Here is a 23,446-nt window from a genome sequence, read left to right as displayed (position 1 = left end):
GGGGAGAGGCTGCGCGCGGGTAACTAGATTGTCAATTGAAACCTAATTGCCCGCAAGCACCCTGGCAAAGCTGGCCGCATCGGTGTTGCCGCCGCTAGCAATCACCACGGTATCCTCGTCCGCCGCCACCTTGCCGGCCAGAACGGCGGCCAGCGCCACCGCGCCGCCGGGCTCCAGCACCAACCGCAGGCGGCTGAAGGCGAAGCGCTGGGCATCTTCCACCTCAGCAGGTGTGACCGACAGGCCATAGGAGCAGCGCCGCCGGATCACGTTGAAGTTCACCGGCTGGGTGGCCAGTGTCTGCAAGGCATCGCAGGCCGTGGGCGGGGGATTGTCGATCACCCGCTGGATGGTGCCCGAGGCTATAGATCGGGCGACATCGTCCCACCCTTCGGGCTCCACCGGCACCACCTCGGCATCGGGGCAGGCGAGGGCGAGGCCCGCGGTCAGCCCGCCACCGCCGCAACACACCACGATCCGGCCCGGCTGGCGGCCCAGCTGCTGCGCGATCTCGATGCCGGCGCTGCCTTGCCCCTCGATCACCCAGGGATCGGCAAAGGCATGGACGTAGGCCGCGCCGCGCTCCTCGGACAAGGCGCGGCCGATCGCCTCGCGGTCCTCGGTCATGCGGTCATACAGCACCACTTCGGCCCCCAGCTCGCGGGTCCGCTCCAGCTTGATGGCCGGGGCATCGCGCGGCATCACGATGGCAGCGGGCAGGCCCAGCCGTTTCGCCGCCCAGGCCACACCCTGCGCATGGTTGCCGCTGGACACGGCCACCACCCCGCCGGGATAGTCGGCCGCGTCGACATCGGTCAGACGGTGCCAGGCACCCCTGATCTTGAACGCGCCCACCGGTTGCAGGCATTCGGCCTTCAGCCAGAAGATTTGCCCCGCGTGTTCGACCGGCAAAAGCGGCGTCATCGGCAGGATTTCCGCCACTTTTGTCGCGGCCCGGAACACCCCTGCCGCATCGGGGTTTCGCATCTGCCCTATGCTCGTCATATTCCCCCGCGAAATACCTGTTTACCTAACCCCCAAGTGCCTCTATCGGGCGCGCCCTTCAACCGGGAACCTCCGCAGTACGGAGGCGACTGCCCGGCCTTGAACCTGGAGTACCGTTCATGAGTGACTCGCCGATCAACAGCAACCGCAAGGCAGAGCTGCTGTCCACCCTGGTGGAACATATCGACATCACCAGCTTCGATGCCCGTCCGATCATCGACGGCATGAGCAAGATGAGCTTCACCAGCCGCGATCTGGCGCGCGCCACCGGCATCTACAACCAGATGCTGGCCGACCCTGATTGCACGATTTTCCTGGTCATCGCCGGCAGCACCAGCGCGGGCGGCTGCATGGACCTGTATGCGGAACTGATCCGCAGCAACATGGTCGACTGCGTGGTCGCCACCGGGGCCACCATCGTCGACATGGATTTCTTCGAGGGCCTTGGCCACAAGCACTATCAGGCGCTGGAAATCCCCGACGATGACACCCTGCGTTCGCTCTACATCGACCGCATCTACGACACCTACATCGACGAGGAGCAGCTGCAGGACTGCGACTTCACGATCAACAAGATCGCCAACGAGCTGGAGCCCAAGGCCTACTCGTCGCGCGCCTTCATCCGCGAGATGGGCAAGTACCTGGTAGAGCACGGCAAGAAGGACAACAGCCTCGTCAAGCTGGCCTACGAGCATGACGTGCCGATCTTCTGCCCGGCCTTCGTGGACTCCTCGGCCGGTTTCGGCCTTGTGAAGCACCAGGTTGACCGGATGAAGGAAGGCAAGCCCTACATGATAATCGACGCCATCGCGGACTTCCGCGAGCTGACCGACATCAAGATCAAGAGCGGCGATTCGGGCCTGCTGATGGTGGGCGGCGGCGTGCCCAAGAACTTCATCCAGGACACCGTGGTCTGCGCCGAGATCCTGGGCCACGAGGACGTGGCCGTGCACAAGTACGCCGTGCAAATCACCGTGGCCGACGTGCGAGACGGGGCCTGCTCGTCCTCCACGCTGCAGGAAGCGGCCAGCTGGGGCAAGGTCAACACCGGCATCGAGCAGATGGTCTTTGCCGAAGCCGGTTCGGTGATGCCGCTGCTGGCATCGGATGCCTACCACCGCGAGCACTGGAAGGCCCGCACCCCGCGCCGCTGGGCCAAGCTGTTCGATTGAGTAATGGGCGGGGGAGGGGGCTGAGGCCTCCTTCCCCGCCTTCGTCACCCTGAACTGGTTTCAGGGTCAATCGTGCAGAAGGCGCTGACTGACAATCCGCGTGGCGATGTTGCACGTTCAGCCGCATGCTCCGCTCAATCGGCGGAATGAATCCTGAAACAGTTCAGGATGACGGGGTGGGCCTTCAGCCTGCCTAACCCCGTGCCTCGTTCAACGACCCGGCCAGCTCGGCCATCGACATGAACTGGCTGACGCAGGTTTCCACCAGTTCCCGGTCGCGCGCGGCATCCATGTTGCCGCTTTCGAACATGTTGGCGGCCTCCAGCACCACGGTCAGTTCGCCCTCGGCAAACAGGGTGCGGATCTTCTGGCCGGCGAAGGCGCTTTCCAGCGCGATCAGCTTTTCCACATAGGTCGGGTGGACCAGGTAGCGGGCCTCCACCTGGTCGCTGGAATAGACGGTGAACTCGTCCTCGAACTGGGGATGGACCATGTCCACCCGGTCCAGCCGCACGCCGCCAACCTCCAGGTCTTCCTTCTCGCCGAAAAAGCCGAACCGCTTGTGCCTGCCCGAGCGTTCCACCAGCGTCACCCCGGTAAACCGGCGGCCTGCGGCAATGGTCATGATGGGGCCGCGAAACACGGTGACATAGTGGCTGTTCTTGCCGCTCTGCCGCTTCTGTTCCAGGTGCGCCTCGTGCAGTGCAAAGGCGCGGCCGCCAATCTCGCCGCTCCACAGGTCCTCGAAGCTCTTGCGGCTGTAGCCGGGCAGCATACGGAACGTGGTGGCGCGCAGGAAGCCTGGGGTTTCGCCAGTGGCGCTGCTGAATGACAGGCCTAGCGCGCGGGCCAGAGCGCTATTGATCCCCTCCTTGGTCTCCTTGATCGCCTGCCCGCGCGGGTTGTAGGCCCAGATGCCCAGGCCCACGGCGGCGAAGAACAGGATGAACATGGTCACCTGGACATTCCAGCCCAGCATGGCGAGGCCGATGGCCAGCGGAAAGAAGATCACCGCCGCCTTCACGAAGCGCCCGTTGCTCTTGTGCCGGGCATCCTCGCGTACGGTGGCCTGGTGCTGCAGCCACTCGCCCAGCTCCCCCGCCATCAGCGCGTCCACATCGGGCCGCTCGATCATGCCCCCGGCACTCCCCCTAGGAATTCGCTGCCATTGATGGCACAACCTGCCGCGGATGGAATAGGGAAAGGGCGGGGCTATGGGTTGGATCGTGGCGGGTCTGCTGCTGCTGCTGGCGGTGGTGGTCATCGGTATCTACAACCGGCTGGTGGGCCTGCGGCAAACTGTCAGCCAGGGCGTGGCCGATATCGACGCCGGGCTGCGCCAGCGGCACGACCTGATCCCCAACCTGGTCAACACCGTCAAAGGCTATGCCGTGCACGAGCAGGATACGCTGGACGCGGTGATCAGCGCCCGTAACGCTGCCGCGCAAGGGTCGCCCAATTCGGCCAGCGAAGGCCAGTTGCGCGTGGCGCTGGACAAACTGCTGGCGCTTGGCGAGGCCTATCCCGACCTCAAGGCCAGCGCCAACTTCCAGCAGCTTCAGGTGGAACTGGGCGACGTGGAGGACAAGCTGGCCGCAGCCCGCCGTGCGCTCAACGCTGCCGTGTCGCGCTACAACACCGGGCGGGAGAGTTTCCCCGCCGTGCTGTTTGCCGGGATGCTCGGCTTCCAGCCGGCCGATTTCAACCGGCTGGACGACAGCGAGAAGGGCGTGGTTGACCAGGTGCCGCAGATCAAATTCTGATCCGCGCCGCCCGGCGGTCACACGCCTGACTTTTCGGGCATCCTGACGGCAAAATCGCTGCTTTGTTATTGCATCGTTCACCCGTCGCTCTATATGCGCACCTCCTGCTGCCCCATGGGGACTTCCAAACCGCAAGGCAGCTTTGTGTGTTACCTGGCCGCAAGGCCTATTGGGGGTCCCTTGAATTGCACCATTATCCTGACGCACGGGCTGTAGTCCGCGCCATTTCTCCGGACGAAGCCGTGATCCTGAACCGCCCGCACGCTGCGGCGCGGGCAGCGCGTTTCTTTGCCGAGAAGTTTCCCGGCACCAGCATGTACGCGGTGAAGGCCAACCCTTCACCCGACCTGATTCGCGTGCTGTGGGACAACGGCATCAGCCATTATGACGTTGCCAGCATCGGCGAGGTGCGGCTGGTGCGCGAGACGCTGGGCGATGCGCCCAAGCTGTGCTTCATGCACCCGGTCAAGACCGCCAGCGCCATCCGCGAGGCCTATTTCCAGCATGGGGTGAAGACCTTCAGCCTCGATACCCTGGGCGAGCTGGAGAAGATCGTTGCCGCCACCACCACGCCGGAAGGCGCGGCGGCGGCCGACCTGCAATTGCTGGTGCGCCTGCGTGTCTCGTCCGAGCATTCGGAGCTGAGCCTGGCCGCCAAGTTCGGCGTCGACCTGGTCGATGCGGCGGAACTGCTGCAAGCCACTCGCCAGCATTGCGACGCGCTGGGCATCTGCTTCCACGTGGGCAGCCAGGCGATGACGCCGTTCGCCTATGTCCAGGCGCTGGAGCGCGTGCGCGCTGCCATTGCCGAGGCGGCGGTAACCGTGGACATCATCGATGTCGGCGGCGGCTTTCCCTCGCAGTATCCGGGCATGGAACCGCCCCCGCTGGAGGACTATTTCGCGCAGATCCACCGCCACTTCGAGATGCTGCCCATCTCGTATTCGGCGGAGCTGTGGGCCGAACCGGGCCGTGCGCTGTGTGCCGAATACAGCTCCATCGTGGTCAAGGTGGAAAAGCGCCGTTCTGACGAGCTGTACATCAACGACGGTGCCTATGGCGCGCTGTTCGATGCCGCGCACGTTGACTGGCGCTTCCCGGTGGTAGCGCTGGAGGACGACCTGACCCAGCCGCTGGCCGATTTCGCCTTCTTCGGCCCCACTTGCGACGACATGGACTACATGAAGGGTCCGTTCCAGTTGCCCGAGGATATCCAGTCCGGCGATTTCATCGAGATCGGCATGCTGGGGGCCTATGGCGCGGCCATGAGCACGCGGTTCAACGGCTTTGGCGCCACCCGCTGCTTCGTGGTGGAGGATGAGCCGATGGTCAGCCTCTACACCGGCCGCAAGGACACCCGCGTCAGCGACAACGTGGTGAGCCTGCGCTGATCGGGCGCCTGTCCCCCCGCCATGATACGGGGACGCGGATCGTGGTCCGCGTCCTCGCCTTCTCCGCCTCGCTGTATCTGACCGCGCTACTCACACGCGGCATTATCTGGGGTGCCGGTGCCCTGCCGCATCCTTCGGGCTTCGTGCGGTTGGCGGGCTTCGCCTGGGACGATGCGATGGTCGTCGCCGGGTTTGCCCTTTGTGCCCTGGCCGCCTTGCTCTTGGCTGACCGGCTGCCGCGCTGCGGGCTGGTCCGGCTGGCCTACCTGTCGCTGGTGGTCAATGTCTTTGCCATCCGGCACACCGGCCAGCCGATCAGCGCGCAGCTCCTGTCGCAGCCAGACTGGTTTCGCGGGCCCACACCGCGCGCGGCGGTGGCCGGCCCGCCTGGTGCGCGATGCGGATGCCGTGCGCCCTGACCTGGGCGGAGCAGCTCAGTAGCCGATGGTGAACCGCTCGCGGCTGTGCGCCTTGTTCTCCACCTCGTCCACCATGGCGATGGCATAGTCGGCAAAGCTGATCCGGCTGTCGCCACTGGCGTCCTTGATCAGGTGTTCCTTGCCCAGCCGGAACCGGCCGGTGCGCGGCCCTTCGACGAAGTTGAACGCCGGGCTGAAGAACACCCAGTCCAGTGTGGGGTCTTCCTTCAGGGCGTAGAAGAAATCGATCCCGCCCTGGGCGCCCTTGCGCCAGATCTCCGGAAAATCGTCCCGGTCGATATAGCGCACGTCGTTCTCGTCCTTCAGGCTGGCCGCGCCGCCGGTCACCAGCAGCCGCTCCACGCCCGCCTCGTGCATGGCGGCAACCACCTTGTCGGCGGTGACGGTGAAGGGCAGGGCGCTGACCACGACATCGTGTCCGGCAACCGACTTAGCGATGGCAGCGGGCGTCTCGGCGTCGGCGCCCACGGCGGTGACGCCGGGCAGGTCGGCCACGGCCTCGGGCTTGCGGGCCACGGCGGTAACCGTGTGGCCGCGCGCCGACAGTTCTTTGACGATCTCCTTGCCCGCGCGCCCGCTGGCACCCAACACGGCTACTTTCATGCGCTTGTCTCCCTTGCTGGCCAAGGGATAGCGGCTGTGGCGAGGTGTGCAAGCTGCCGTCAGGCGGCCTGGCGCAGTTCCAGTTCCATCCGATCCCAGATTTCCACCAGCGCCTGGGTCAGTTCCACCATCATCTCCTCGCTGTGGGCGGGGCCGGGGGTGAAGCGCAGGCGCTCGGTGCCGCGGGGCACGGTGGGGAAGTTGATGGGCTGCACGTAGACGCCGTATTCCGCCAGCAGGATATCGCTGATCTTCTTGGCGCGAACCGGATCGCCCACCATCAGCGGCACGATATGGGTGGTGCTGTCCATCACCGGCAGGCCGGCTTCGGCAAACAGGCGCTTGAGGGTGGCGGCAGCGGCCTGCTGGCCATCACGCTCCACGCTGCTCGCCTTCAGGTGCCGGACACTGGCCAGCACGCCGGCCACAAGCACGGGGCTGAGCGAGGTGGTGAAGATGAAGCCGGGGGCATAGGAGCGGATGCAGTCGATCACCTTACGGCTGGCGGCCACATAGCCGCCCATCACGCCGAAAGCCTTGCCCAGCGTGCCCTCGATCAGGTCGATGCGGTGGGCTGCCTCGTCCCGCTCGGAAATGCCGCCGCCGCGCGCGCCGTACATGCCCACGGCGTGCACTTCGTCGATGTAGGTGAGGGCGTTGTACTTCTCGGCCAGGTCGCAAATGGCGTGAATCGGGGCCACGTCACCATCCATCGAATAGACGCTTTCGAAGGCGATGAGCTTGGGAACGTTGGGGTCTTCCGACGCCAGCAGTTCTTCCAGGTGGGCAACATCGTTGTGCCGCCAGATGCGCTTTTCGCAGCCGGAATTGCGGATGCCGGCGATCATGCTGGCATGGTTCAGCTCGTCAGAGAAGATCACGCAGCCCGGCAGCAGGCGGGCCAACGTGCTGAGGGTGGCATCGTTCGAGACATAGCCGCTGGTGAACAGCAGCGCGGCTTCCTTGCCGTGCAGGTCGGCCAGCTCTTCCTCTAGCTGGATATGATAGTGCGTGTTGCCGCCGATGTTGCGCGTGCCGCCCGAACCGGCGCCGACATCGTGCAGCGCCTCTTCCATCGCGGCGATCACCTTGGGGTGCTGGCCCATGGCCAGGTAATCGTTGCTGCACCATACGGTGATGGGCTTGGGGCCGTTGTGGCCGTGGAAACAGCGCGCGTTGGGATAGGCACCCTTGTTGCGCAGGATGTCGATGAACACGCGATAGCGCCCTTCGGCATGCAGCCGGTCAATCGCCTGGTCGAAGATGTGCTCGTAGTTCAGCGTCTCTGTCCGCTTGGCACCGCGCACGGAATCGCGGGCCTCTGTCGCGGCGGATTTAGTCAAATCGACAGCGCGGGGAAAGCTTTGTCTTTGCGAACGATTCGCATCAAAGCGGCTGGATTCGATGGATTCCGTAGGGCCGCAGGGCCGCAAGTAGGGCGGGGTTATCTCGTTCATCGCCGGTCGCTATCGCCTGATCCTGATCCGTGCCACCGAATGGCTGGCCCTGCGTGAGATAGGCTATCCGGCGGGCAATACCTTGCGCTCCGTCAATGAACTGCACGTTAGCGCCGAACTCCGCAGAAAGCTCGGGGGTCAGCAGCGGGAAATGGGTGCAGGCGAGCACGACCACGTCGATCTTGTCGCCGTCCTGCTGCTCGCGCAGGCCGGCTACGGCGCGAGCGAACACGGCGGGGTCCGGGGTGCCACCACGCAGTTTCAGTTCTGCCGCCGCCACCAGTTCGGGAGCGGCGTGGCGGATCAGGCGCTTGCCGGCCGCAAACTCGGCCTCCAGCTTGTCGACATAGGCCTGGCGGATGGTCGCCTTGGTGCCCAGCAGGCCGATCACCCCGGTTTTCGTCATCGCAGCGGCAGGCTTGATGGCGGGGACGGTGCCCACCACCGGCACTTCCAGCACTTCACGCACCATGCCCAGCGCGATCGTGCTGGCGGTGTTGCAGGCGATGCAGATCAGGCGCGGATGATAGCGTTCGGCCAGCCGCCCCAGCAGGCCGCAGACGCGCGCGGCAATCTCTGCCTCGGTCTTGTCGCCATAGGGCAGGGCAGCGCGATCGGCGACGTAAATCACTGGGGCTTCCGGCAGGAGTTTGCGCACCTCGGCCAGCACGGTGAGGCCACCCACGCCGCTATCGAAGATCAGGATTGGGGCATTCGGGTCCAAAGCGGTTCCAGTCTTGTGGGCAGTGCTTGCGGGCGAGGCGCAATGTCCTCTAGACATGCGATTAATGCGATTGCCCATACGGGGGCAAGCGGGGCGGAGGTTTCAGGCACAGTCATGGATGGTTTGCTGGCCCTGGTGCTGGGTTACGCGCTCGGTTCGGTGCCGTTCGGCCTGCTGCTGGCCAAGGCGGCGGGGCTGGGCGATATCCGTCAGATCGGCAGCGGCAATATCGGCGCCACCAACGTGCTGCGCACCGGCAACAAGAAGGTGGCCGCTGCCACCCTGCTGCTCGACGGGTTGAAGGGTTTTGTGGCCGTGGTGCTGGCCCGCCACCTGTGGGGGGATGATCTCACCTGGGCTTCCCCCGTGGCCGCCGCCGCGTTGGGGGCGGTGCTCGGGCACTGTTTCCCGGTCTGGCTACGCTTCAGGGGCGGCAAGGGTGTTGCTACCAACCTCGGCGTGGCTTTCGGCATCGGCTGGCCGCTGGGCGTGGCCTATGCCGTGGTCTGGCTGGCGCTGCTGGCGGCCCTGCGGATCAGCTCGGTCGCGGGGATGAGCGCGGTGGTGGGCGCGCTGGTGGCGGCCTGGGGGCTGGGCTTCACTCACTTCGTGCCGGTGCTGGCTGTGATCGCCGCGCTGGTCATCTGGCTGCACCGCGCCAACATCGCCCGTCTTCGTGCTGGCACTGAACCGCGCGTGGGCAGCAAGAAGGCCAAAGACGCTTAAATGACCGCTGCCCTCAGCCAGCAGGAAGCGTTCGACCGCATCCGCCTGCTGCGCAGTCCCAACATCGGCCCCGTCAGCTACCGCCAGCTCCTCAGGCGCTTCGGCACGGCGGGCGCGGCGCTGGAGGCCCTGCCCGATCTCGCCGCCCGGGGCACCCGCACCTATCGGGCCGCTGCCGCATCGGTGGTGGAGGCAGAGGCGCAGGCGGTGCGCGCGGCGGGTGCGCGCTATGTGTTTCACGACATGGCGGACTATCCCGCTCTCCTGGCGCAGATGGACAGCCCGCCGCCGATCCTCACCCTGCGGGGCGATCTGGCCTTGGCCGCGCAGCCGTGCGTGGCACTGGTCGGCGCGCGCAATGCCAGCGCGGCGGCGGTCAAGCTGGCCCGCGATTTCTCTGCTGCCCTGGCGCAGCAGGGCTTCACCGTGGTCTCGGGCCTGGCCAAAGGGATCGACGGTGCCGCGCATGAGGGCGCGCTGGGGGTTAAGGGCGGCACCGTGGGGGTGATTGCCAGCGGGATCGACGTGACCTATCCGCCGGGGCACGAGAAGTTGCAGGAACGGGTTGCGCAAGAGGGCCTGCTGCTGGCCGAGGAGCCGCCCGGCACCCAGCCACGCGGGCAACTCTTCCCCAAGCGCAACCGCATCATCGCCGGCCTGTCGCTGGGCACGCTGGTGGTAGAGGCCGCGCCGAAGAGTGGCAGCCTCATCACCGCACGGCTGGCGGGGGAGGCGGGGCGCGAAGTCATGGCCATTCCCGGCAGCCCGCTGGAACCGCGCAGCGAGGGGTGCAACAAGCTGATCCGTGAAGGGGCCGTGCTGGTGCAATCGCCCGACGACGTGGCCGAACTCCTCAGCAGCTTCGACGGCACCCCGCGCTCCACCTTCCGTGACAGCGGAGGTTTTTTTGGGGGGGGCGGCTACGACGCGTGGGACGAGGAACTGGCCGACAATCCCGCCGATATCGCCGCGCTGCTGACCACCGCTCCCGTGCCGGTGGACGAACTCGTCCGCCAGAGCGGCGAGAGTGCCGGCGCGGTGCAGATGGCCCTGCTGGAGCTGGAGCTGGGTGGGCGACTGGTGCGCCACGCCGGGGGGCGGGTCAGCCTGGCGGGTTAGGCGGCGCATCACAACGGGCTTGCGGAAAGGCGGATTGCCCATAGTCTGCCTTCAGGACGCGTCGTTGGGGCAGGGCGCGGCAAGGGGGCATCATGGACGAGAAAGTGCGGGTTGGCGAACTGATCGAGGGGACCATCGCGACGGTTCGCGAGAACGCCTCGGCCGCCGGAATATACATCGTGGTCCTGAGCGTGTTGGCCACCGCGCTGGAATGGGGCCTCGGTGCCGCGCTTGAAGGCTCCGATCCGCTGGTCGACCTGTCCGGCCCGGTGATGGCCTATCTGGGCGTGGGCGCAGGGATCGGCGGGTTGCTGGTGCTGATCGTCGCGGTCGTCTCGCAGTATCTGTTGTGGGAAGCCATGCTGGAAAACGGCGCGCTGATGGTCCGCGGCCGTGCCCCGCGGCGCTACCTGGCTTTCGTGGGCCTGGCGATTCTCTCCGGCCTGGGAACGGGGCTCGCCTTCCTGGCGCTGGTCGTGCCCGGCCTGATCGTGCTGGCGCGCTGGGTGGCGGCGCCTGCCTACCTGATCCGCCAGCGCATGGGGGTGATCGAGGCCATGCGGCAGAGCTGGTATGCAGTGAAAGGGATTACGACGCCCATCGTGTTCACCTTCCTGATCGGCGTGTTCGCCGTATCGGTGCTTGGCGGGCTGGTGGGGGTGGGGGCCTTTGTCACCATGGCCGATGGCGGGCAGCCCGGCTTCCTGGCCGTGCTGGGCAACCAGCTCCTGTCGAATGCCAGCTCGGTGCTGCAGGTCGCCTTCGGAGTCTTCGTGTTCCGCCGCCTGACCGGTGACGTGAACGAGTTGGGCGCGGTGTTCGAATAGCCGATTTCGCCGCGACAGGCGCTTGACGGGGGGCAAGGAGGCGCGCCACCCTCGCGCGTACGTATACGTGTGAGGGATCGTTTAAGTAACCGCCATGCAGCTTGTCATCGTTGAATCCCCCGCCAAGGCCAAGACCATCGAGAAGTACCTGGGAGGGGACTACAAGGTTCTCGCCTCCTACGGCCACATCCGCGACCTGCCGCCCAAGGATGGCAGCGTGCGTCCGGACGAGGACTTCGCGATGGACTGGGAAGTCCCCGCCGAGCGGCGCAACCGCGACCAGGTGAAGGCCATCGCCGATGCCGCCAAGAAGGCCGACCGCCTGATCCTGGCGACCGACCCCGACCGCGAGGGCGAGGCGATTTCGTGGCACGTACAGGACATGCTGGCGAAGAAGAAGGCCCTGCCCAAGGAGGTCGAGCGCGTTACCTTCAACGCCATCACCAAGCAGGCGGTGACCGAGGCGATGAAGGCCCCGCGCGCCCTCGATACCGACCTGATCGATGCCTACCTGGCGCGCCGCGCGCTGGATTACCTGTTCGGCTTTACGCTCAGCCCGGTCCTGTGGCGCAAGTTGCCAGGGGCCAAGAGCGCCGGCCGCGTGCAGAGCGTGGCACTGCGCCTGATCGTTGAGCGCGAGCGCGAGATCGAAGCCTTCGTGGCGCAGGAATACTGGTCGGTCACCGCGCAGATGGAGCATGACGGCACCCGCTTCGAAAGCCGCCTGGTGCGCTATAACGGCGAGAAGCTGGATCGCCTGTCCATCGGTGATGGCAAGACCGCCGAGGCCGCCCGCGCGGCGGTGGAAGCGGGGCGCTTCACCGTGGCGGATGTGGAGACCAAGCCGTTCAAGCGCAATCCAGCCCCGCCGTTCACCACCTCGACCCTGCAACAGGAAGCCGCGCGCAAGCTGGGCTTTTCGGCCAGCCACACCATGCGTTGCGCCCAGAACCTGTATGAGGCGGGGGCAATCACCTATATGCGGACCGACGGCGTGCAGATGGACGGCAGCGCCATCGCCGCCTGCCGCCGCGCCATTACCGACCGCTTCGACGGGCACTACCTGCCCGAAAAGCCGCGCATGTACCAGGCCAAGGCCAAGAACGCGCAGGAAGCCCACGAAGCGATCCGCCCCACAGATTTCGCCCGCGACCGGGCCGGTTCGGGGGATGAGGCGCGCCTTTATGACCTGATCTTCAAGCGCGCGATGGCCAGCCAGATGGCCGCCGCGCAGCTAGAACGCACGACGATTGCCCTGCGCGACGGCACCGGCCAGCACGAACTGCGCGCCAGCGGCCAGGTGGTGCTGTTCCCCGGCTTCCTGGCGGTCTACGAGGAAGGCCGCGACCTCAAGGCCGATGACGACGAGGATGGCGGCCTGCTGCCCATGCTCAAGTCCGGCGATTGTCCGGCCAAGACTGCGGTGGACGCGGTGCAGCACTTCACCCAGCCGCCGCCGCGCTTTGCGGAGGCAAGCCTGGTCAAGCGGCTGGAGGAACTGGGCATCGGCCGTCCGTCCACCTATGCCTCCACCATCCAGACCCTGCGCGACCGTGAATATGTGCGGATGGAAAAAAACCGTTTCTTTGCCGAGGATTCGGGCCGGTTGCTGACGGCGTTTCTGGAACGCTTCTTCCCGGTCTACGTGGCCTATGACTTCACGGCGGGCATGGAGGACGAGCTGGACGAGGTCTCCGCGGGACAGGCCCGCTGGAAGGCGGTGCTGGAGAAGTTCTGGCGCGACTTCAAGCCCAAGAGCGACGAGGTGATGGAGCGCAAGCCCTCGGAAGTTACCGAGGCGCTGGACCTGTTCCTGTCCGACTACCTGTTCCCGCCGCAGGCCGACGGCCACGACCCGCGCCAGTGCGCCAAGTGCCTGGCCGAAGGGCGCGAGCCGGGGCGGCTGGCGCTGCGCGGCGGGCGCTTCGGGGCCTTCATCGGCTGCTCGAACTATCCGGAATGCACCTTCCGCCGCAAGTTCGGCCAGCCGGGCGATGGCGACGGCTCGCAGGATAGCGGGATGGGCAAGGATCCCGTCACCGGGCTGGAAGTGGAGCGCAAGGCGGGCCGCTTCGGGCCTTACGTGCAACTGGGCGAGGGCAAGGATGCCAAGCGCGCCTCCATCCCCAAGGACATTCCCGATTTCGACCTGGAATGGGCGCTGAAGCTGCTCAATCTGCCGCGAGTGATCGGCGACCATCCGGAGACCGGCCTGCCGATCGAGGCCAACATCGGTCGCTATGGCCCTTACCTGAAGCACGATGGCAAATACGCCAAGCTGTCCGGCACGCGCGACGTGTTTGAGACCGGCATGAACGCCGCCGTCAGCCTGCTGGCCGAAGCGGCCAATCGCGGCCCCGGCGGGCGCACCGGTGGCAAGGCGGAAGCCATCGCCACGCTGGGCGAACACCCCACCAGCGGCGGCGAGATCAAGGTGATGCCGGGACGCTATGGCCCTTATGTCACCGATGGCACCACCAACGCCACGCTGCCCAAGGACGTGAAGCCGGAAGAAGTGACTGCCGAACAGGCGATCGCCCTGATCGATGCGCGCGCCGCCAAGGGGCCGCCGGCCAAGAAGAAGGGCGCGCGCAAGGGTGCCGCCAAGAAACCTGTCGCCAAGAAGCCCGCAGCAAAGAAGGCGGCGGCGAAGAAGCCTGCGGCAAAGAAGGCAACCTGATGGCCGAGCGCTTCGAACGCCACCGCCAGCCCTGGAACGGTGAGGAAGCAGGCAAGCTGCGCACCCTTGCCGCCAAGGGCAAGGGCCTGAAGGAGATCGCCAAGGCGCTGGGCCGGACCGAGGAATCGACCCGGGATTTCGCCAAGGCCAATTCCATCACGATTGCCAAGAAGCGCTGATCGGGCCAGATAAGAATGCAGGGGGCGCTCTGCATGGTCTTTGCCGGTTCACCACTGTGGCTTGATTTCCTGCTGCTCCTTGGCCCCGCTGGCGGTTGCCTTCATCACCGTTCTGGACCTGGACCGGCCGCGCGGGGGAACGATCACCGTGCCGCAACTGGCGATGGAGCGGCAGGTGGCTGCGCTGGCAGCGCAGGCGGCCACCCCGGACGCGCAATAGCAGGTTGTTATCTGGCCTAACGGGCTTGAAGCGCAATCGATTCCCGCGCATGGCTGCGGCATGAGCGACAGTCCGGCGGCACCGGCCTCCCCCAGCATTGCCCGTGAAGAAGAGCCTGGCCTGCCCATGCCGCGCCGGTGGTGGGCGATTGCCGCGATCAGCTTCGGCACCGCGCTGCTGGTGCTGGATGGCTCGATTGCCAACGTGGCGCTGCCCACGATCGCCCGGGACCTTGGCGTCAGCAATTCGGTGATCACCAACGTGGTGACGATCTACCAGCTGGTGCTGGTGATGCTGCTGCTGCCCTTTTCCAGCCTGGGTGACCGCGTGGGCCACCGCCGCCTGTACCAGTACGGGCAGGGCCTGTTCATGGCCGCGAGCGCGCTGTGCGTGCTGGCTGACAGCCTGTGGCTGCTGCTGGTGCTGCGTGCCCTGCAGGCTACGGGTGCGGCGATGGCGCTGTCGGTCTCCTCGGCCATGCTGCGCAAGATATATCCTGCGGCCAGGCTGGGCACCGGTCTGGGGGTGAACAGCGTAATCGTCGCCTCGTCCAGCGCCCTGGCGCCCACGCTGGGCGGCTACATCGCGGGGCACTTCCACTGGCACTGGGTCTTCGTTGCCGCCGCCCCGCTGGCCGTGGTCAGCCTGCTATTGGGCCAGGCGCTGCCCGATCCGGAACCGATGGACCGCAAGACCGACTGGACCAGCGCCATCTGGAGCGCGCTGACCATGCTGTTGCTGATCGGCGGCATCCAGCTCGGCACCCATGGCACCGGGGTGCTGGGCGGTGCTACCTTTGTGCTGGGCGTGATTTCGCTGGTGCTGCTGGTGCGCCGTGAGCGGGCCAGTGTTGCGCCGGTGCTGCCGGTTGACCTGCTGGCCATGCCCTCGATCGGCCTGTCTGCCCTGGCCGGGATGGCCAGCTTCATCGCCGCGGGCACCCTGATGCTGAGCCTACCGTTCCGCCTGCAGGAAGGCATGGGCTATGATCCACAGATGACCGGGCTGCTGCTGCTGCCGTTCCCGCTGACCATGCTGGTGGTGGCCCCGGCAGCCGGCTGGCTGAGCGACCACGTGGCCCCCACCAAGCTGGGCGTGGCTGGGATGGTCATTGCGATCACCAGCCTTGTGCTGCTGGCGATCATGCCGCCGGAGCCGGACGGGGCCGGCGTTGCCCTGCGGCTGGGCTTCGCCGCGCTGGGCTTCGGCATGTTCTTTGCTCCCAACACGCGCCTGATCATCAGCCGCGCCCCGCCGGAGCGCGCGGCAGCGGCGGGTGGGCTGCTCAGCACCTCGCGCCTGTTCGGGCAGACGCTGGCCGCTGTGGTGGTGGGCATCCTGCTGGCAGGCGGCATGGGGCTGGGCCCCAGCCCGATGGTGCTGGCCTGCGGCTTGTGTGTGCTGGCGGCGTTGTGCAGCCTGCAACGCTATCGCCTGCGCCAGCCAGCAGCGGGCTGAGGCACCGGGGAGAAAACCATACTCTTCACCGAGTTCCGGGCGGACACGAATGAGCGGCTGTGCAACCAGCTACGCCAGAACAGCGTCAGCGTGCCGGGCATGGATGATGCCGGTCAGCCGGTCCACGCAGCGGCGACCTACACTTTCCGCTCCGGGTCAGGCGGTCCGCTACCTCACCGACTTGAACGTGGTTTTCATCCCTGGCTGAGCATTTGCGCCAGCATCTCCGCAATCGCCGCGTGGCCGGCGGCCGTGGGGTGCCAGGGTGCGCCTTCCGCGCCGGTGTAGCCGGGCGCGAGACCGCGCGACCAGGGCTGGCCCGAGCAGGCGGTGTGGCCCAGCGAGGCTCGTTCCACCGGCAGCACGTCGGCTCCGCCACGCTCGCCCGCGCGGGCCGTGGCCGCGGCCAGGGCGGCGGCCACCCGGCGGGCAACCAGCGCATCGTCTTCGGACAGCGGCGCTGCGGCGCACGGCTCGTCTCCCACCAGCGCGACATATTGCACCAGGACCACGCGGGCCTGCGGGGCGCGGGCGCGGACTTGCTGGACCACCTCGGCGATCTGGTTCTCAACGCGAGCATAGTCCGCAGCGGAGGGTTCGGACACGGTGGGGCAGGGCGCACCGGCCGGCAGGCGCGGATCGCGCAGGCCCGCGCGGCACGATCCGGCGAACATCAGGCCCATGTAATTGAGATCATTGCCGCCCACGGTGATGGTGACCAGGCGCGTTTCCGCCGTCACCGCCTCCACCTGCGCGGGCAGTTCGTTCCACGCGCCCAGCAGGTGCGCGGTAGTCGCCCCGCCGCAGGAGGCATCGGTCAGGTCCAGGTCAAGGCGCTGGGCCAGCAGCCGCGAATAGCTGATTGCCGAGGCCCCGCACCGCGTCGGACGGCCTTCTGCCAGCGGCGGGATATTGGCCCCCGCGGCATAGGAACTGCCCAGCGCCACATAGCGCGACCCGGCGGGCAGGCTACCGCCTGCATCGGGCACCGTGGCGCAGCTTGCCAGCGCAAGCGCGGCCAGCAGCGAAAGACTTGCCGCGGCGAGCGGCTTCAGCGTACCCAATCGAGGCCCATTTCTTCGTACATCTCGCGGCTCTCCGCCCAGTTCTCGTCCACCTTGACGTGCAGGTAGAGGTGAACCTCAACACCAAGGATTGCGGCAAGCTCCTTGCGCGCCGCCTCGCCGATGGCTTTCAGGCGGCTGCCCTGCTTGCCCAGCACGATGCCCTTCTGGCTGTCGCGGGCGATCACGATCTGCTGGTGGATCTCCACGCTGCCGTCCTTGCGCTGCTCGTACTTCTCGTGCCGCACGGCGCTGTCATAGGGCAGTTCGTCATGGAGCTGGCGATAGAGCTGTTCGCGCGTTACCTCGGCGGCCAGCAGCCGTTCGCTGGCGTCGCTCACTTGGTCTTCCGGGTAATGCCAGGGGCCTTCTGGCATCAGGCCGGCCAGGTGGGCCTTCAGTTCGGGCACGCCATCGCCGGTCAGCGCTGAGACGAAGAATACTTCCGCCCAGTCGACCAGCCCGGAAAACTCCTGCGCCAGTTGCAGCAGCTTTTCCTTGGGGCTGGCATCCACCTTGTTGAGTACCAGGATCTTGCGCTCGGGCCGGTCCTTCAGCGCTTCCAGCAGCGGCATCAGTTCGTGGCGGCGCTGCTTGATGGGGTCCACCACCAGCAGCACGGCATCGGCGGCCTGGGTGCCTTCCCACGCGGCATTGACCATCGCCCGGTCCAGCCGCCGCTTGGGCTCGAAGATGCCGGGGGTGTCCACCAGGATGATCTGCGCCGCGTCATGCAGGGCAATGCCCATCAGCTTGGCGCGGGTGGTCTGCGCCTTGGCGCTGGTGATCGCCACCTTCTGGCCCACCAACTGGTTCACCAGAGTGGACTTGCCCGCGTTGGGCGCGCCGATCACGGCGACAACACCGCAGGAACTGGTCATCCGAATTTCTCCATGAATAGTCTGGCGGCCTCAGTCTCGGCCTCGCGCTTGCTGGTGGCGGTGGCTTCCACCGCGCCGACGTTGTGAACGGAAACGCGCACGGTGAAGCGCGCCGCGTGATCGGGGCCGCTGCGGTCGGTCACTTCATAGACCGGGGCGCGGCGCTGATTGCCGGCGGCCCATTCCTGCAGCGCGCTCTTGGGATGCTTGGAGCGGCCGGTATGGCCTTCCACTGCCTCGGCCCAGAACCGGCGGACCAGCGCCCGGGTGGGTTCGAACCCCATGTCGATGAAGGCCGCGCCCAGCAGCGATTCCATGATGTCACCCAGCACGTTGTCGCTTTCGCTGGCCCCATCGTCGCGCGCCTGCTTGCCCAGCCGCACGTGGGCGGGCACCCCCAGGCTGCGGGCGACAGCCGCGCACGACTGGCCGGAGACGAGCGCGTTCAGCCGCTGCGCCAGCGTGCCTTCCTGCGCGTCAATGTGGTGATACAGCCAGTCGGCAATCGACAGGCCCAGCACCCGGTCACCCAGGAATTCCAGCCGGTCATAATTGCGCGCATCGCCAGTGCTGCCGTGCGTCAGCGCCTCGAACCACAGGGCGGGTGTAGTGATTGTGAAGCCCACGCTCTCCAGCCAGGCGCGGGTGGCGGCAGGTAGCCTGGGATCAGATGCCACGGAACATCCGGCTCCAGCGGGCGGCGGTGAACCAGGTCCAGGGCTTGATCCACTCGGCCGTGCCATCGGTGGAGAAGTACATGAAACTGGCTTGCGCCTTCACGTTCTCCTCCGGCACCAGGCCAATGCCCTGGCCGGCTACCGGCGGGAAGCGGCTGTCCATCGAGTTGTCACGGTTGTCACCCATCATGAACAGGCGGCCTTCGGGTACCACCACGGCCTGGGTGTTGTCCTGCGGCTCCAGCCCGAAATCGAGCACGTTGAAGGTGACGCCGTTGGGCAGCGTCTCGCGGTATTGCGGATAGCGGCAGGCATAGGTGCCATCGGCCTGCTCTTCCACGAAACGGGCGCGGGCGCAGTTGTCGTCAGGCCGCACGGGGATCACCAGGTCCTGCACCTTTTCCTGCCGCACGGGCACGCCGTTGATGACCGGCACACCGTTGACCACCTGCACGGTATCGCCAGGCAGGGCGATCACCCGCTTGATGTAATCGGTTCCGTCCACCGGATGCTCGAAGATCACGATGTCGCCCCGCTCGGGCGTGGAGGCGAAGATGCGGCCGGGGATCAGCGGCACGTCCAGCGGCAGGCTGCGCTTGGAATAGCCATAGGGCCACTTGGCAGCGAACAGGTAATCGCCCACCACCAGCCGCGGCATCATGCTCTCGCTGGGGATGTTGAAGCTGGTGAACACAAAGCTGCGGAAGGCCAGCACGATCACGACCAGCTTGATCAGGAACCACAGGAAGCTGCCTTCCTCCTTCTCCGGCTTCTTCGCCGGAGTGGCAGATGCGGCAGGCAGGGGCTGGGCGGGGTCCAGTTCGCGGATGTTCGGGTCCATGGGCGCCGGTCTTGTTGTCACCCCGTGCCAAGGTCAAGAAAAATGGCGACGGAACCCTTGCTTTGATCGACCAAGGGCCTAGCGATATTGCACTTGCACAGTAGGGAATCAGACCGTGAGCGATCCGCGAGCAGCCGCCTGGGCCGCACTGGAACAGGTGCCGCAGCACACCCTGGCACAGCTTTTCGCTGCCGACCCGGGGCGCGTGGGCCGCCTCTCCGCCAGCCTGGTGGTGGGCGAGGGCAGCGTGCTGTTCGACTGGTCGAAGACCCACCTGTCGGAAGACCTGCTGGACGGGTTCGAGGTGCTGGCCGAGGCGAGCAATTTCACCGAAATGCGCCGCCGCCTGTTCGCCGGCGAGGTGGTCAACCCCACCGAGAACCGCGCGGCCGAACACACGGCCCTGCGCGGCGTCGGCAACGGGGCCAGCGTAGAGGAGGCGATGGCCCTACTGCACCGCATGAAGCTGCTGGTGGAAGCGATCCATGATGGCGTGCTGGGCAATGTGAAGCACCTGATCCACGTGGGCATCGGCGGTTCTGCCCTGGGGCCGGCGCTGGCGGTGGATGCCCTCACGCGCGATTTCGCCAAGGTGGACGTGCACGTGGTGTCAAATATCGATGGCGTGGCGCTGGAAGCCGCCTTTGCCAAATGCGATCCAGCCACCACTCTGGTGGCTGTGGCCAGCAAGACCTTCACCACCATCGAGACCATGACCAACGCCGCCAGCGCCCTGCAATGGCTGGCCGATAACGGCGTGGCCGATCCGCATGGCCGGGTGATCGCCCTGACCGCCGCGCCTGCTAAGGCGGTGGAATGGGGCGTGGACGAAACCCGCATCCTGCCGTTCGCGGAGAGCGTGGGCGGGCGTTATTCGCTGTGGTCCAGCATCGGTTTTCCGATTGCCCTGGCCATCGGCTGGGATGAATTCACCGCCTTCCTGGAAGGTGCGGCAGCCATGGACGAGCATTTCCGCGACGCCGACGGCCGCGCCAACCTGGCTCTGCGCGCGGCCTTTGCCGACCAGTTCTATACCCGCCTGAAAGGCTGCCAGACGCGCGCGGTGTTCTGTTATGACGAGCGGCTGCGCCTGCTGCCCAGCTATCTGCAACAGTTGGAGATGGAATCGAACGGCAAGCGGGTTACGGCCGAGGGTGATCCCGTGGACTTCCCCACTGCGCCGATCACCTGGGGCGGGGTGGGCACCGATGCCCAGCACGCGGTGTTCCAGCTTCTCCACCAGGGGACCAACCTGGTGCCGGTGGATTTCATCGCCAGCATCGCGCCGGGGGATGACCTTGACCCGGCGCATCACCGCATCCTGCTGACCAACTGCTTTGCCCAAGGGGCCGCCCTGATGGCCGGCGGCAACATGAGCGCCGACGGGCAGGACCCGGCGCGCGCCTTCCCGGGGGACCGTCCCAGTGCCACCATCCTGTGCGACGACCTGGACCCGGCCACGCTGGGCGCGCTGATTGCCTTCCACGAACACCGCACTTTCGCCAACGCCGTGCTGATGGGCATCAACGCTTTCGACCAGTTCGGGGTGGAGCTGGGCAAGAAGATGGCGAATGACATCGAGAAGGGCGCGGCGGACTTCGATCCCGGCACCCGGGCACTGCTGGCGGCGGCGGGCCTGGCTGGCTGAGGGTTAACGCCCCGCTAGGTATATCTTAACCATCCCGCAGTAACCCCGTCCTGTCGACATGACCGGGGACGGGACCGCTTTTTCAGCATGATACGCAGCAAGACCACCCTGGTCATCGGACCCGGTGCCGGGCTCGAGATAGAGCTGCCGGACAAGCGCGAACTGCTGGCCAAGATGGCCGCCGGGTTCGATTTCGCGCGCCTGGGATCCGAATTGCAGACGCGCGACATGGTGCTGCTGGCGCGGCATTTCGAGAAAGTGGCCCGCCGCATCGGCACCACTGACGACAAGCTGCGCGAAGGCGGGCAGGCCATCCGCACGTCTGCCCGCGTGGGCCATTCGGTTGATGCCGTGCTGGAACAGCACAGCCACGATCCGTCGGTGATGGCGGCGGGCAAGCTGGCGCTGATCTACTACATCCTCCAGGCCGAGGCGCGCAGTCCGCTGATGCTGGAGCCGCGCGATCCGGGTGACCTGCCCTTGCGCGGCAGCGAAAACTGGCTGTTCCAGCTTGGCCGCCTGATCACTGCCGGGGTGCCGCGCAATCAGGCAGACAAGGCGTTCGACAACGTCAACATCATCAACTTCAACTATGACCGCTCGGTCCAGCACTACCTCCCGTGGGTGGTCTCGATGGCCTTCGGGATGACGCTGGGCGAGGCGCGCCAGCTTGTGGGGGCCAAGCTCAACATCACCCATCCCTTCGGCAATGTCGGCCGCCTGCCGTGGGAACCGGGCGAGAGGCCCGATGTGGAGTGGGGAAACGAAGACCCGTGGAACCTGCAGAACCTGATCAAGGAAGTGCAGACCGGCAGCGAGCGGATGCGCAACCGCCAGTATGTCACCGGGGTACAATCGGCGCTGGCCGGTTCCAAGAAGATCGTCTTCCTGGGGTTCGACTTCGATCCGCAGACGATCGATTTCTTGTTCGACTATACCTACAGCCACGATCCTGACGTGATCGCCTCGGTGCAGGGCATGAACGAGCCGACGATGAAGGCCGTCCTGCGCCTCCTGCGCCGCCGCACCGGGATCGAGGACGAAAGCCTGGTCTCCGTGCTGGATATGCGCTGCTTCCAGTTCATGCGCGATTACGCCCTGTTCCTGGAAAGCTGAATTGCGCCGGGCGGCTGTTGGCAAGCGCCGGCTTAGCCGCCATATGCCGCGCTCCAATCCTGCCGGAGCGTGACGATGGCCGATACCGATACCCCCGCAGATGCCGGGACCGAGTTTGACTACGACCTGTTCGTGATCGGCGCCGGATCGGGTGGGGTGCGCGCCAGCCGCATCGCCGCCGCGCACGGGGCGCGGGTGGCCGTGGCCGAGGAATACCGCGTGGGCGGCACCTGCGTGATCCGCGGCTGCGTGCCCAAGAAGATGCTGGTCTATGGCGCGATGTTCGCCGAGGAGCTGGGCCACCCGGAGAATTACGGCTGGACCATCGAGGGCAAGACCTTCGACTGGCCGACCTTGCGCGACTTCGTGAAAAAGGATGTCGACCGGCTGGAAGGCCTCTATGGCAACACGCTGGCCAACAACAAGGTGGAGGTGTTCGCCGAACGCGCCACCATCGCGGGCCCCAACGCGGTCAAGCTGGCCAGCGGGCGCGAGGTGACGGCGGGCAAGATCCTGGTCGCCACCGGCTGCTGGCCCGCTATGCCCGATTTTCCGGGCGTGGAGCACTGCATCACCTCCAACGAGATGTTCCACCTGGCCGAGCAGCCCAGGCGGCTGATGGTGGTTGGTGGCGGCTATATCGCCATGGAATTCGCCGGCGTGTTCAACGCGCTGGGCAGCGAGGTGACGCTGGTCAACCGCACCGACCGGATCCTGCGCAGCTATGACGAGCAGATCGTTGACCGGATGCTGGCCATCGCCATGGGCCGCGGCATCCAGATGCGGATGCACAGCCTGATCCAGTCGGTGGAGAAGGATGCCGACGGCTGCCTGCACGTGGACCTTGGCGAAACCGACAAGGTGGTGGTGGACCAGGTGCTGATCGCCATCGGCCGCCAGCCCAACACCGCCGGGCTGGGGCTGGAGAATGCCGGCATCCAGCCTGGTCCCAAGGGCGAGATCCCGGTCGACGAATACAACCGCACCACCTGCGAGAGCATTTTCGCAGTCGGTGACGTGACGGACCGGGTGCAGCTTACCCCCGTGGCCATCCGCGAAGGCCATGCCTTTGCCGATACCCAGTTCGGCAATAAGCCGCGCACGGTGGACTATTCCAGCATCCCCAGCGCCGTGTTCAGCCAGCCGCCGATCGCCGGTGTCGGCCTGACCGAGAAGCAGGCGCGCGAGCAGTATGGCGCGGTGAAGGTCTATTCCAGCGACTTCCGGCCGATGAAAAACATCTTCAGCCCCCACGCGGAGCGGGGCCTGTACAAGATGATCGTGGAGGAAACCTCGGAGAAGATCCTGGGCATCCACATGATCGGCCCGGAAGCGCCAGAAATCCTGCAGGTGGCGGCCGTGGCGCTGAAGGCGGGCCTCACCAAGCAGGCGTTCGACGATACCGTGGCGCTGCACCCCAGCATGGCCGAGGAACTGGTGCTGCTGCGCTGAACC

General features: G+C 66.3%; 23 protein-coding genes. 14 read left to right on the top strand and 9 right to left on the bottom strand.

Translation table 11 applies throughout. The features are described 5' to 3' along the window. Window positions 1–42: 42 nt before the first annotated feature. Window positions 43–1,005, bottom strand: coding sequence for a threonine ammonia-lyase (locus tag GRI99_RS12435; RefSeq protein WP_160772380.1), 963 nt, complete (start codon window positions 1,003–1,005; stop codon window positions 43–45). A gap of 119 nt (window positions 1,006–1,124) precedes the next feature. On the opposite strand from GRI99_RS12435, the gene GRI99_RS12430 reads away from it, so the two are divergent. Continuing rightward, window positions 1,125–2,177, top strand: a complete 1,053-nt coding sequence (locus GRI99_RS12430; RefSeq protein WP_160772379.1) for a 1,9-bis(guanidino)-5-aza-nonane synthase — start codon at window positions 1,125–1,127, stop codon at window positions 2,175–2,177. Window positions 2,178–2,370: 193 nt separating this feature from the next. On the opposite strand, the gene GRI99_RS12425 is transcribed toward GRI99_RS12430, so the two are convergent. Further along, the gene (locus tag GRI99_RS12425) at window positions 2,371–3,312 is read right to left on the bottom strand and encodes a DUF3137 domain-containing protein (RefSeq protein ID WP_160772378.1); all 942 of its coding nucleotides are present in this window, start codon (window positions 3,310–3,312) and stop codon (window positions 2,371–2,373) included. A 79-nt stretch (window positions 3,313–3,391) separates the two neighbouring features. Here GRI99_RS12425 and GRI99_RS12420 point away from each other — a divergent pair, with 79 nt between their 5' ends. From GRI99_RS12420 to GRI99_RS12410, 3 genes are all read left to right on the top strand, one after another. Then, window positions 3,392–3,940 (top strand): LemA family protein, encoded by a 549-nt coding sequence (locus tag GRI99_RS12420; protein WP_160772377.1) that lies wholly within the window; start codon window positions 3,392–3,394, stop codon window positions 3,938–3,940. A gap of 185 nt (window positions 3,941–4,125) precedes the next feature. Further along, a complete protein-coding gene (locus GRI99_RS12415) occupies window positions 4,126–5,331 on the top strand; it encodes a type III PLP-dependent enzyme (RefSeq protein WP_160772376.1) in 1,206 nt (401 codons plus the stop codon). Between the two features lie 41 nt (window positions 5,332–5,372). Then, entirely contained in the window at window positions 5,373–5,750 is a 378-nt protein-coding gene (locus GRI99_RS12410; protein WP_160772375.1) for a hypothetical protein, read from the top strand. A gap of 15 nt (window positions 5,751–5,765) precedes the next feature. Here the strand turns inward: GRI99_RS12410 and GRI99_RS12405 are convergent, their stop codons facing one another. From GRI99_RS12405 to murI, 3 genes are all read right to left on the bottom strand, one after another. Further along, window positions 5,766–6,374, bottom strand: a complete 609-nt coding sequence (locus GRI99_RS12405) for an NAD(P)-dependent oxidoreductase (protein ID WP_160772374.1) — start codon at window positions 6,372–6,374, stop codon at window positions 5,766–5,768. A gap of 59 nt (window positions 6,375–6,433) precedes the next feature. Continuing rightward, window positions 6,434–7,654, bottom strand: coding sequence for a 5-aminolevulinate synthase (hemA, locus tag GRI99_RS12400; protein WP_160772609.1), 1,221 nt, complete (start codon window positions 7,652–7,654; stop codon window positions 6,434–6,436). A 106-nt stretch (window positions 7,655–7,760) separates the two neighbouring features. Next, window positions 7,761–8,555: a glutamate racemase gene (murI, locus tag GRI99_RS12395; protein ID WP_439098435.1), complete on the bottom strand. Its 795-nt coding sequence runs from the start codon at window positions 8,553–8,555 to the stop codon at window positions 7,761–7,763. Between the two features lie 114 nt (window positions 8,556–8,669). Between murI and plsY the strand changes: the two genes are divergently transcribed. The 7 genes from plsY (at window position 8,670) to GRI99_RS12360 (ending at window position 15,764) form a co-directional block, all read left to right on the top strand. After that, entirely contained in the window at window positions 8,670–9,281 is a 612-nt protein-coding gene (gene plsY, locus GRI99_RS12390; protein WP_160772372.1) for a glycerol-3-phosphate 1-O-acyltransferase PlsY, read from the top strand. Next, complete coding sequence (gene dprA / locus GRI99_RS12385) at window positions 9,282–10,400, top strand: DNA-processing protein DprA (protein WP_160772371.1); 1,119 nt, start codon at window positions 9,282–9,284, stop codon at window positions 10,398–10,400. A 92-nt stretch (window positions 10,401–10,492) separates the two neighbouring features. Then, window positions 10,493–11,227, top strand: a complete 735-nt coding sequence (locus tag GRI99_RS12380; protein ID WP_160772370.1) for a hypothetical protein — start codon at window positions 10,493–10,495, stop codon at window positions 11,225–11,227. 94 nt (window positions 11,228–11,321) lie between these two features. Beyond that, a complete protein-coding gene (topA, locus tag GRI99_RS12375) occupies window positions 11,322–13,907 on the top strand; it encodes a type I DNA topoisomerase (protein WP_160772369.1) in 2,586 nt (861 codons plus the stop codon). Continuing rightward, on the top strand, window positions 13,907–14,086 hold the full coding sequence (locus GRI99_RS12370) for a hypothetical protein (RefSeq protein ID WP_439098434.1): 180 nt from the start codon (window positions 13,907–13,909) through the stop codon (window positions 14,084–14,086). The genes topA and GRI99_RS12370 overlap by 1 nt, the downstream gene beginning before the upstream one ends. Before the next feature lie 79 nt (window positions 14,087–14,165). Continuing rightward, on the top strand, window positions 14,166–14,306 hold the full coding sequence (locus GRI99_RS12365) for a hypothetical protein (protein ID WP_160772368.1): 141 nt from the start codon (window positions 14,166–14,168) through the stop codon (window positions 14,304–14,306). A gap of 60 nt (window positions 14,307–14,366) precedes the next feature. Then, window positions 14,367–15,764: an MFS transporter gene (locus tag GRI99_RS12360; protein ID WP_160772367.1), complete on the top strand. Its 1,398-nt coding sequence runs from the start codon at window positions 14,367–14,369 to the stop codon at window positions 15,762–15,764. Window positions 15,765–15,958: 194 nt separating this feature from the next. Here GRI99_RS12360 and GRI99_RS12355 read toward each other — a convergent pair whose 3' ends face one another. Genes GRI99_RS12355 through lepB form a run of 4 tightly spaced genes read right to left on the bottom strand, consistent with a single transcriptional unit; the run spans window position 15,959 to window position 19,227 of the window. Continuing rightward, a complete protein-coding gene (locus GRI99_RS12355; RefSeq protein WP_160772366.1) occupies window positions 15,959–16,828 on the bottom strand; it encodes an SGNH/GDSL hydrolase family protein in 870 nt (289 codons plus the stop codon). Next, window positions 16,816–17,709, bottom strand: a complete 894-nt coding sequence (gene era / locus GRI99_RS12350) for a GTPase Era (protein ID WP_160772365.1) — start codon at window positions 17,707–17,709, stop codon at window positions 16,816–16,818. The genes GRI99_RS12355 and era overlap by 13 nt, the downstream gene beginning before the upstream one ends. Beyond that, a complete protein-coding gene (gene rnc / locus GRI99_RS12345) occupies window positions 17,706–18,386 on the bottom strand; it encodes a ribonuclease III (RefSeq protein ID WP_337192922.1) in 681 nt (226 codons plus the stop codon). The genes era and rnc overlap by 4 nt, the downstream gene beginning before the upstream one ends. After that, entirely contained in the window at window positions 18,376–19,227 is an 852-nt protein-coding gene (gene lepB, locus GRI99_RS12340; RefSeq protein WP_160772363.1) for a signal peptidase I, read from the bottom strand. Before lepB ends, rnc begins: the two co-directional genes overlap by 11 nt. A gap of 115 nt (window positions 19,228–19,342) precedes the next feature. Here lepB and pgi point away from each other — a divergent pair, with 115 nt between their 5' ends. From pgi to gorA, 3 genes are all read left to right on the top strand, one after another. Further along, the gene (gene pgi / locus GRI99_RS12335; protein WP_160772362.1) at window positions 19,343–20,875 is read left to right on the top strand and encodes a glucose-6-phosphate isomerase; all 1,533 of its coding nucleotides are present in this window, start codon (window positions 19,343–19,345) and stop codon (window positions 20,873–20,875) included. Window positions 20,876–20,962: 87 nt separating this feature from the next. Then, on the top strand, window positions 20,963–21,991 hold the full coding sequence (locus GRI99_RS12330; RefSeq protein WP_160772361.1) for a hypothetical protein: 1,029 nt from the start codon (window positions 20,963–20,965) through the stop codon (window positions 21,989–21,991). Between the two features lie 75 nt (window positions 21,992–22,066). Beyond that, window positions 22,067–23,443 (top strand): glutathione-disulfide reductase, encoded by a 1,377-nt coding sequence (gene gorA, locus GRI99_RS12325; RefSeq protein WP_160772360.1) that lies wholly within the window; start codon window positions 22,067–22,069, stop codon window positions 23,441–23,443. Window positions 23,444–23,446: the final 3 nt, after the last annotated feature.

This window comes from Alteraurantiacibacter buctensis (genome assembly GCF_009827655.1).
GTDB classification, from domain to species: domain Bacteria; phylum Pseudomonadota; class Alphaproteobacteria; order Sphingomonadales; family Sphingomonadaceae; genus Alteraurantiacibacter; species Alteraurantiacibacter buctensis.
This window is presented reverse-complemented; position numbering and strand designations above follow the sequence as displayed.

What these genes read in the sequence shown, in the direction of transcription:
- dprA (WP_160772371.1), top strand. Translation starts at nt 9,282, where the DNA reads ATGACCGCTGCCCTCAGCCAGCAGGAAGCGTTCGACCGCATCCGCCTG.
- GRI99_RS12405 (WP_160772374.1), bottom strand. Translation starts at nt 6,374, where the DNA reads ATGAAAGTAGCCGTGTTGGGTGCCAGCGGGCGCGCGGGCAAGGAGATC.
- era (WP_160772365.1), bottom strand. Translation starts at nt 17,709, where the DNA reads ATGACCAGTTCCTGCGGTGTTGTCGCCGTGATCGGCGCGCCCAACGCG.
- lepB (WP_160772363.1), bottom strand. Translation starts at nt 19,227, where the DNA reads ATGGACCCGAACATCCGCGAACTGGACCCCGCCCAGCCCCTGCCTGCC.
- GRI99_RS12360 (WP_160772367.1), top strand. Translation starts at nt 14,367, where the DNA reads ATGAGCGACAGTCCGGCGGCACCGGCCTCCCCCAGCATTGCCCGTGAA.
- GRI99_RS12420 (WP_160772377.1), top strand. Translation starts at nt 3,392, where the DNA reads ATGGGTTGGATCGTGGCGGGTCTGCTGCTGCTGCTGGCGGTGGTGGTC.
- plsY (WP_160772372.1), top strand. Translation starts at nt 8,670, where the DNA reads ATGGATGGTTTGCTGGCCCTGGTGCTGGGTTACGCGCTCGGTTCGGTG.
- GRI99_RS12370 (WP_439098434.1), top strand. Translation starts at nt 13,907, where the DNA reads ATGGCCGAGCGCTTCGAACGCCACCGCCAGCCCTGGAACGGTGAGGAA.
- GRI99_RS12425 (WP_160772378.1), bottom strand. Translation starts at nt 3,312, where the DNA reads ATGATCGAGCGGCCCGATGTGGACGCGCTGATGGCGGGGGAGCTGGGC.
- GRI99_RS12430 (WP_160772379.1), top strand. Translation starts at nt 1,125, where the DNA reads ATGAGTGACTCGCCGATCAACAGCAACCGCAAGGCAGAGCTGCTGTCC.
- topA (WP_160772369.1), top strand. Translation starts at nt 11,322, where the DNA reads ATGCAGCTTGTCATCGTTGAATCCCCCGCCAAGGCCAAGACCATCGAG.
- GRI99_RS12380 (WP_160772370.1), top strand. Translation starts at nt 10,493, where the DNA reads ATGGACGAGAAAGTGCGGGTTGGCGAACTGATCGAGGGGACCATCGCG.
- GRI99_RS12330 (WP_160772361.1), top strand. Translation starts at nt 20,963, where the DNA reads ATGATACGCAGCAAGACCACCCTGGTCATCGGACCCGGTGCCGGGCTC.
- GRI99_RS12435 (WP_160772380.1), bottom strand. Translation starts at nt 1,005, where the DNA reads ATGACGAGCATAGGGCAGATGCGAAACCCCGATGCGGCAGGGGTGTTC.
- gorA (WP_160772360.1), top strand. Translation starts at nt 22,067, where the DNA reads ATGGCCGATACCGATACCCCCGCAGATGCCGGGACCGAGTTTGACTAC.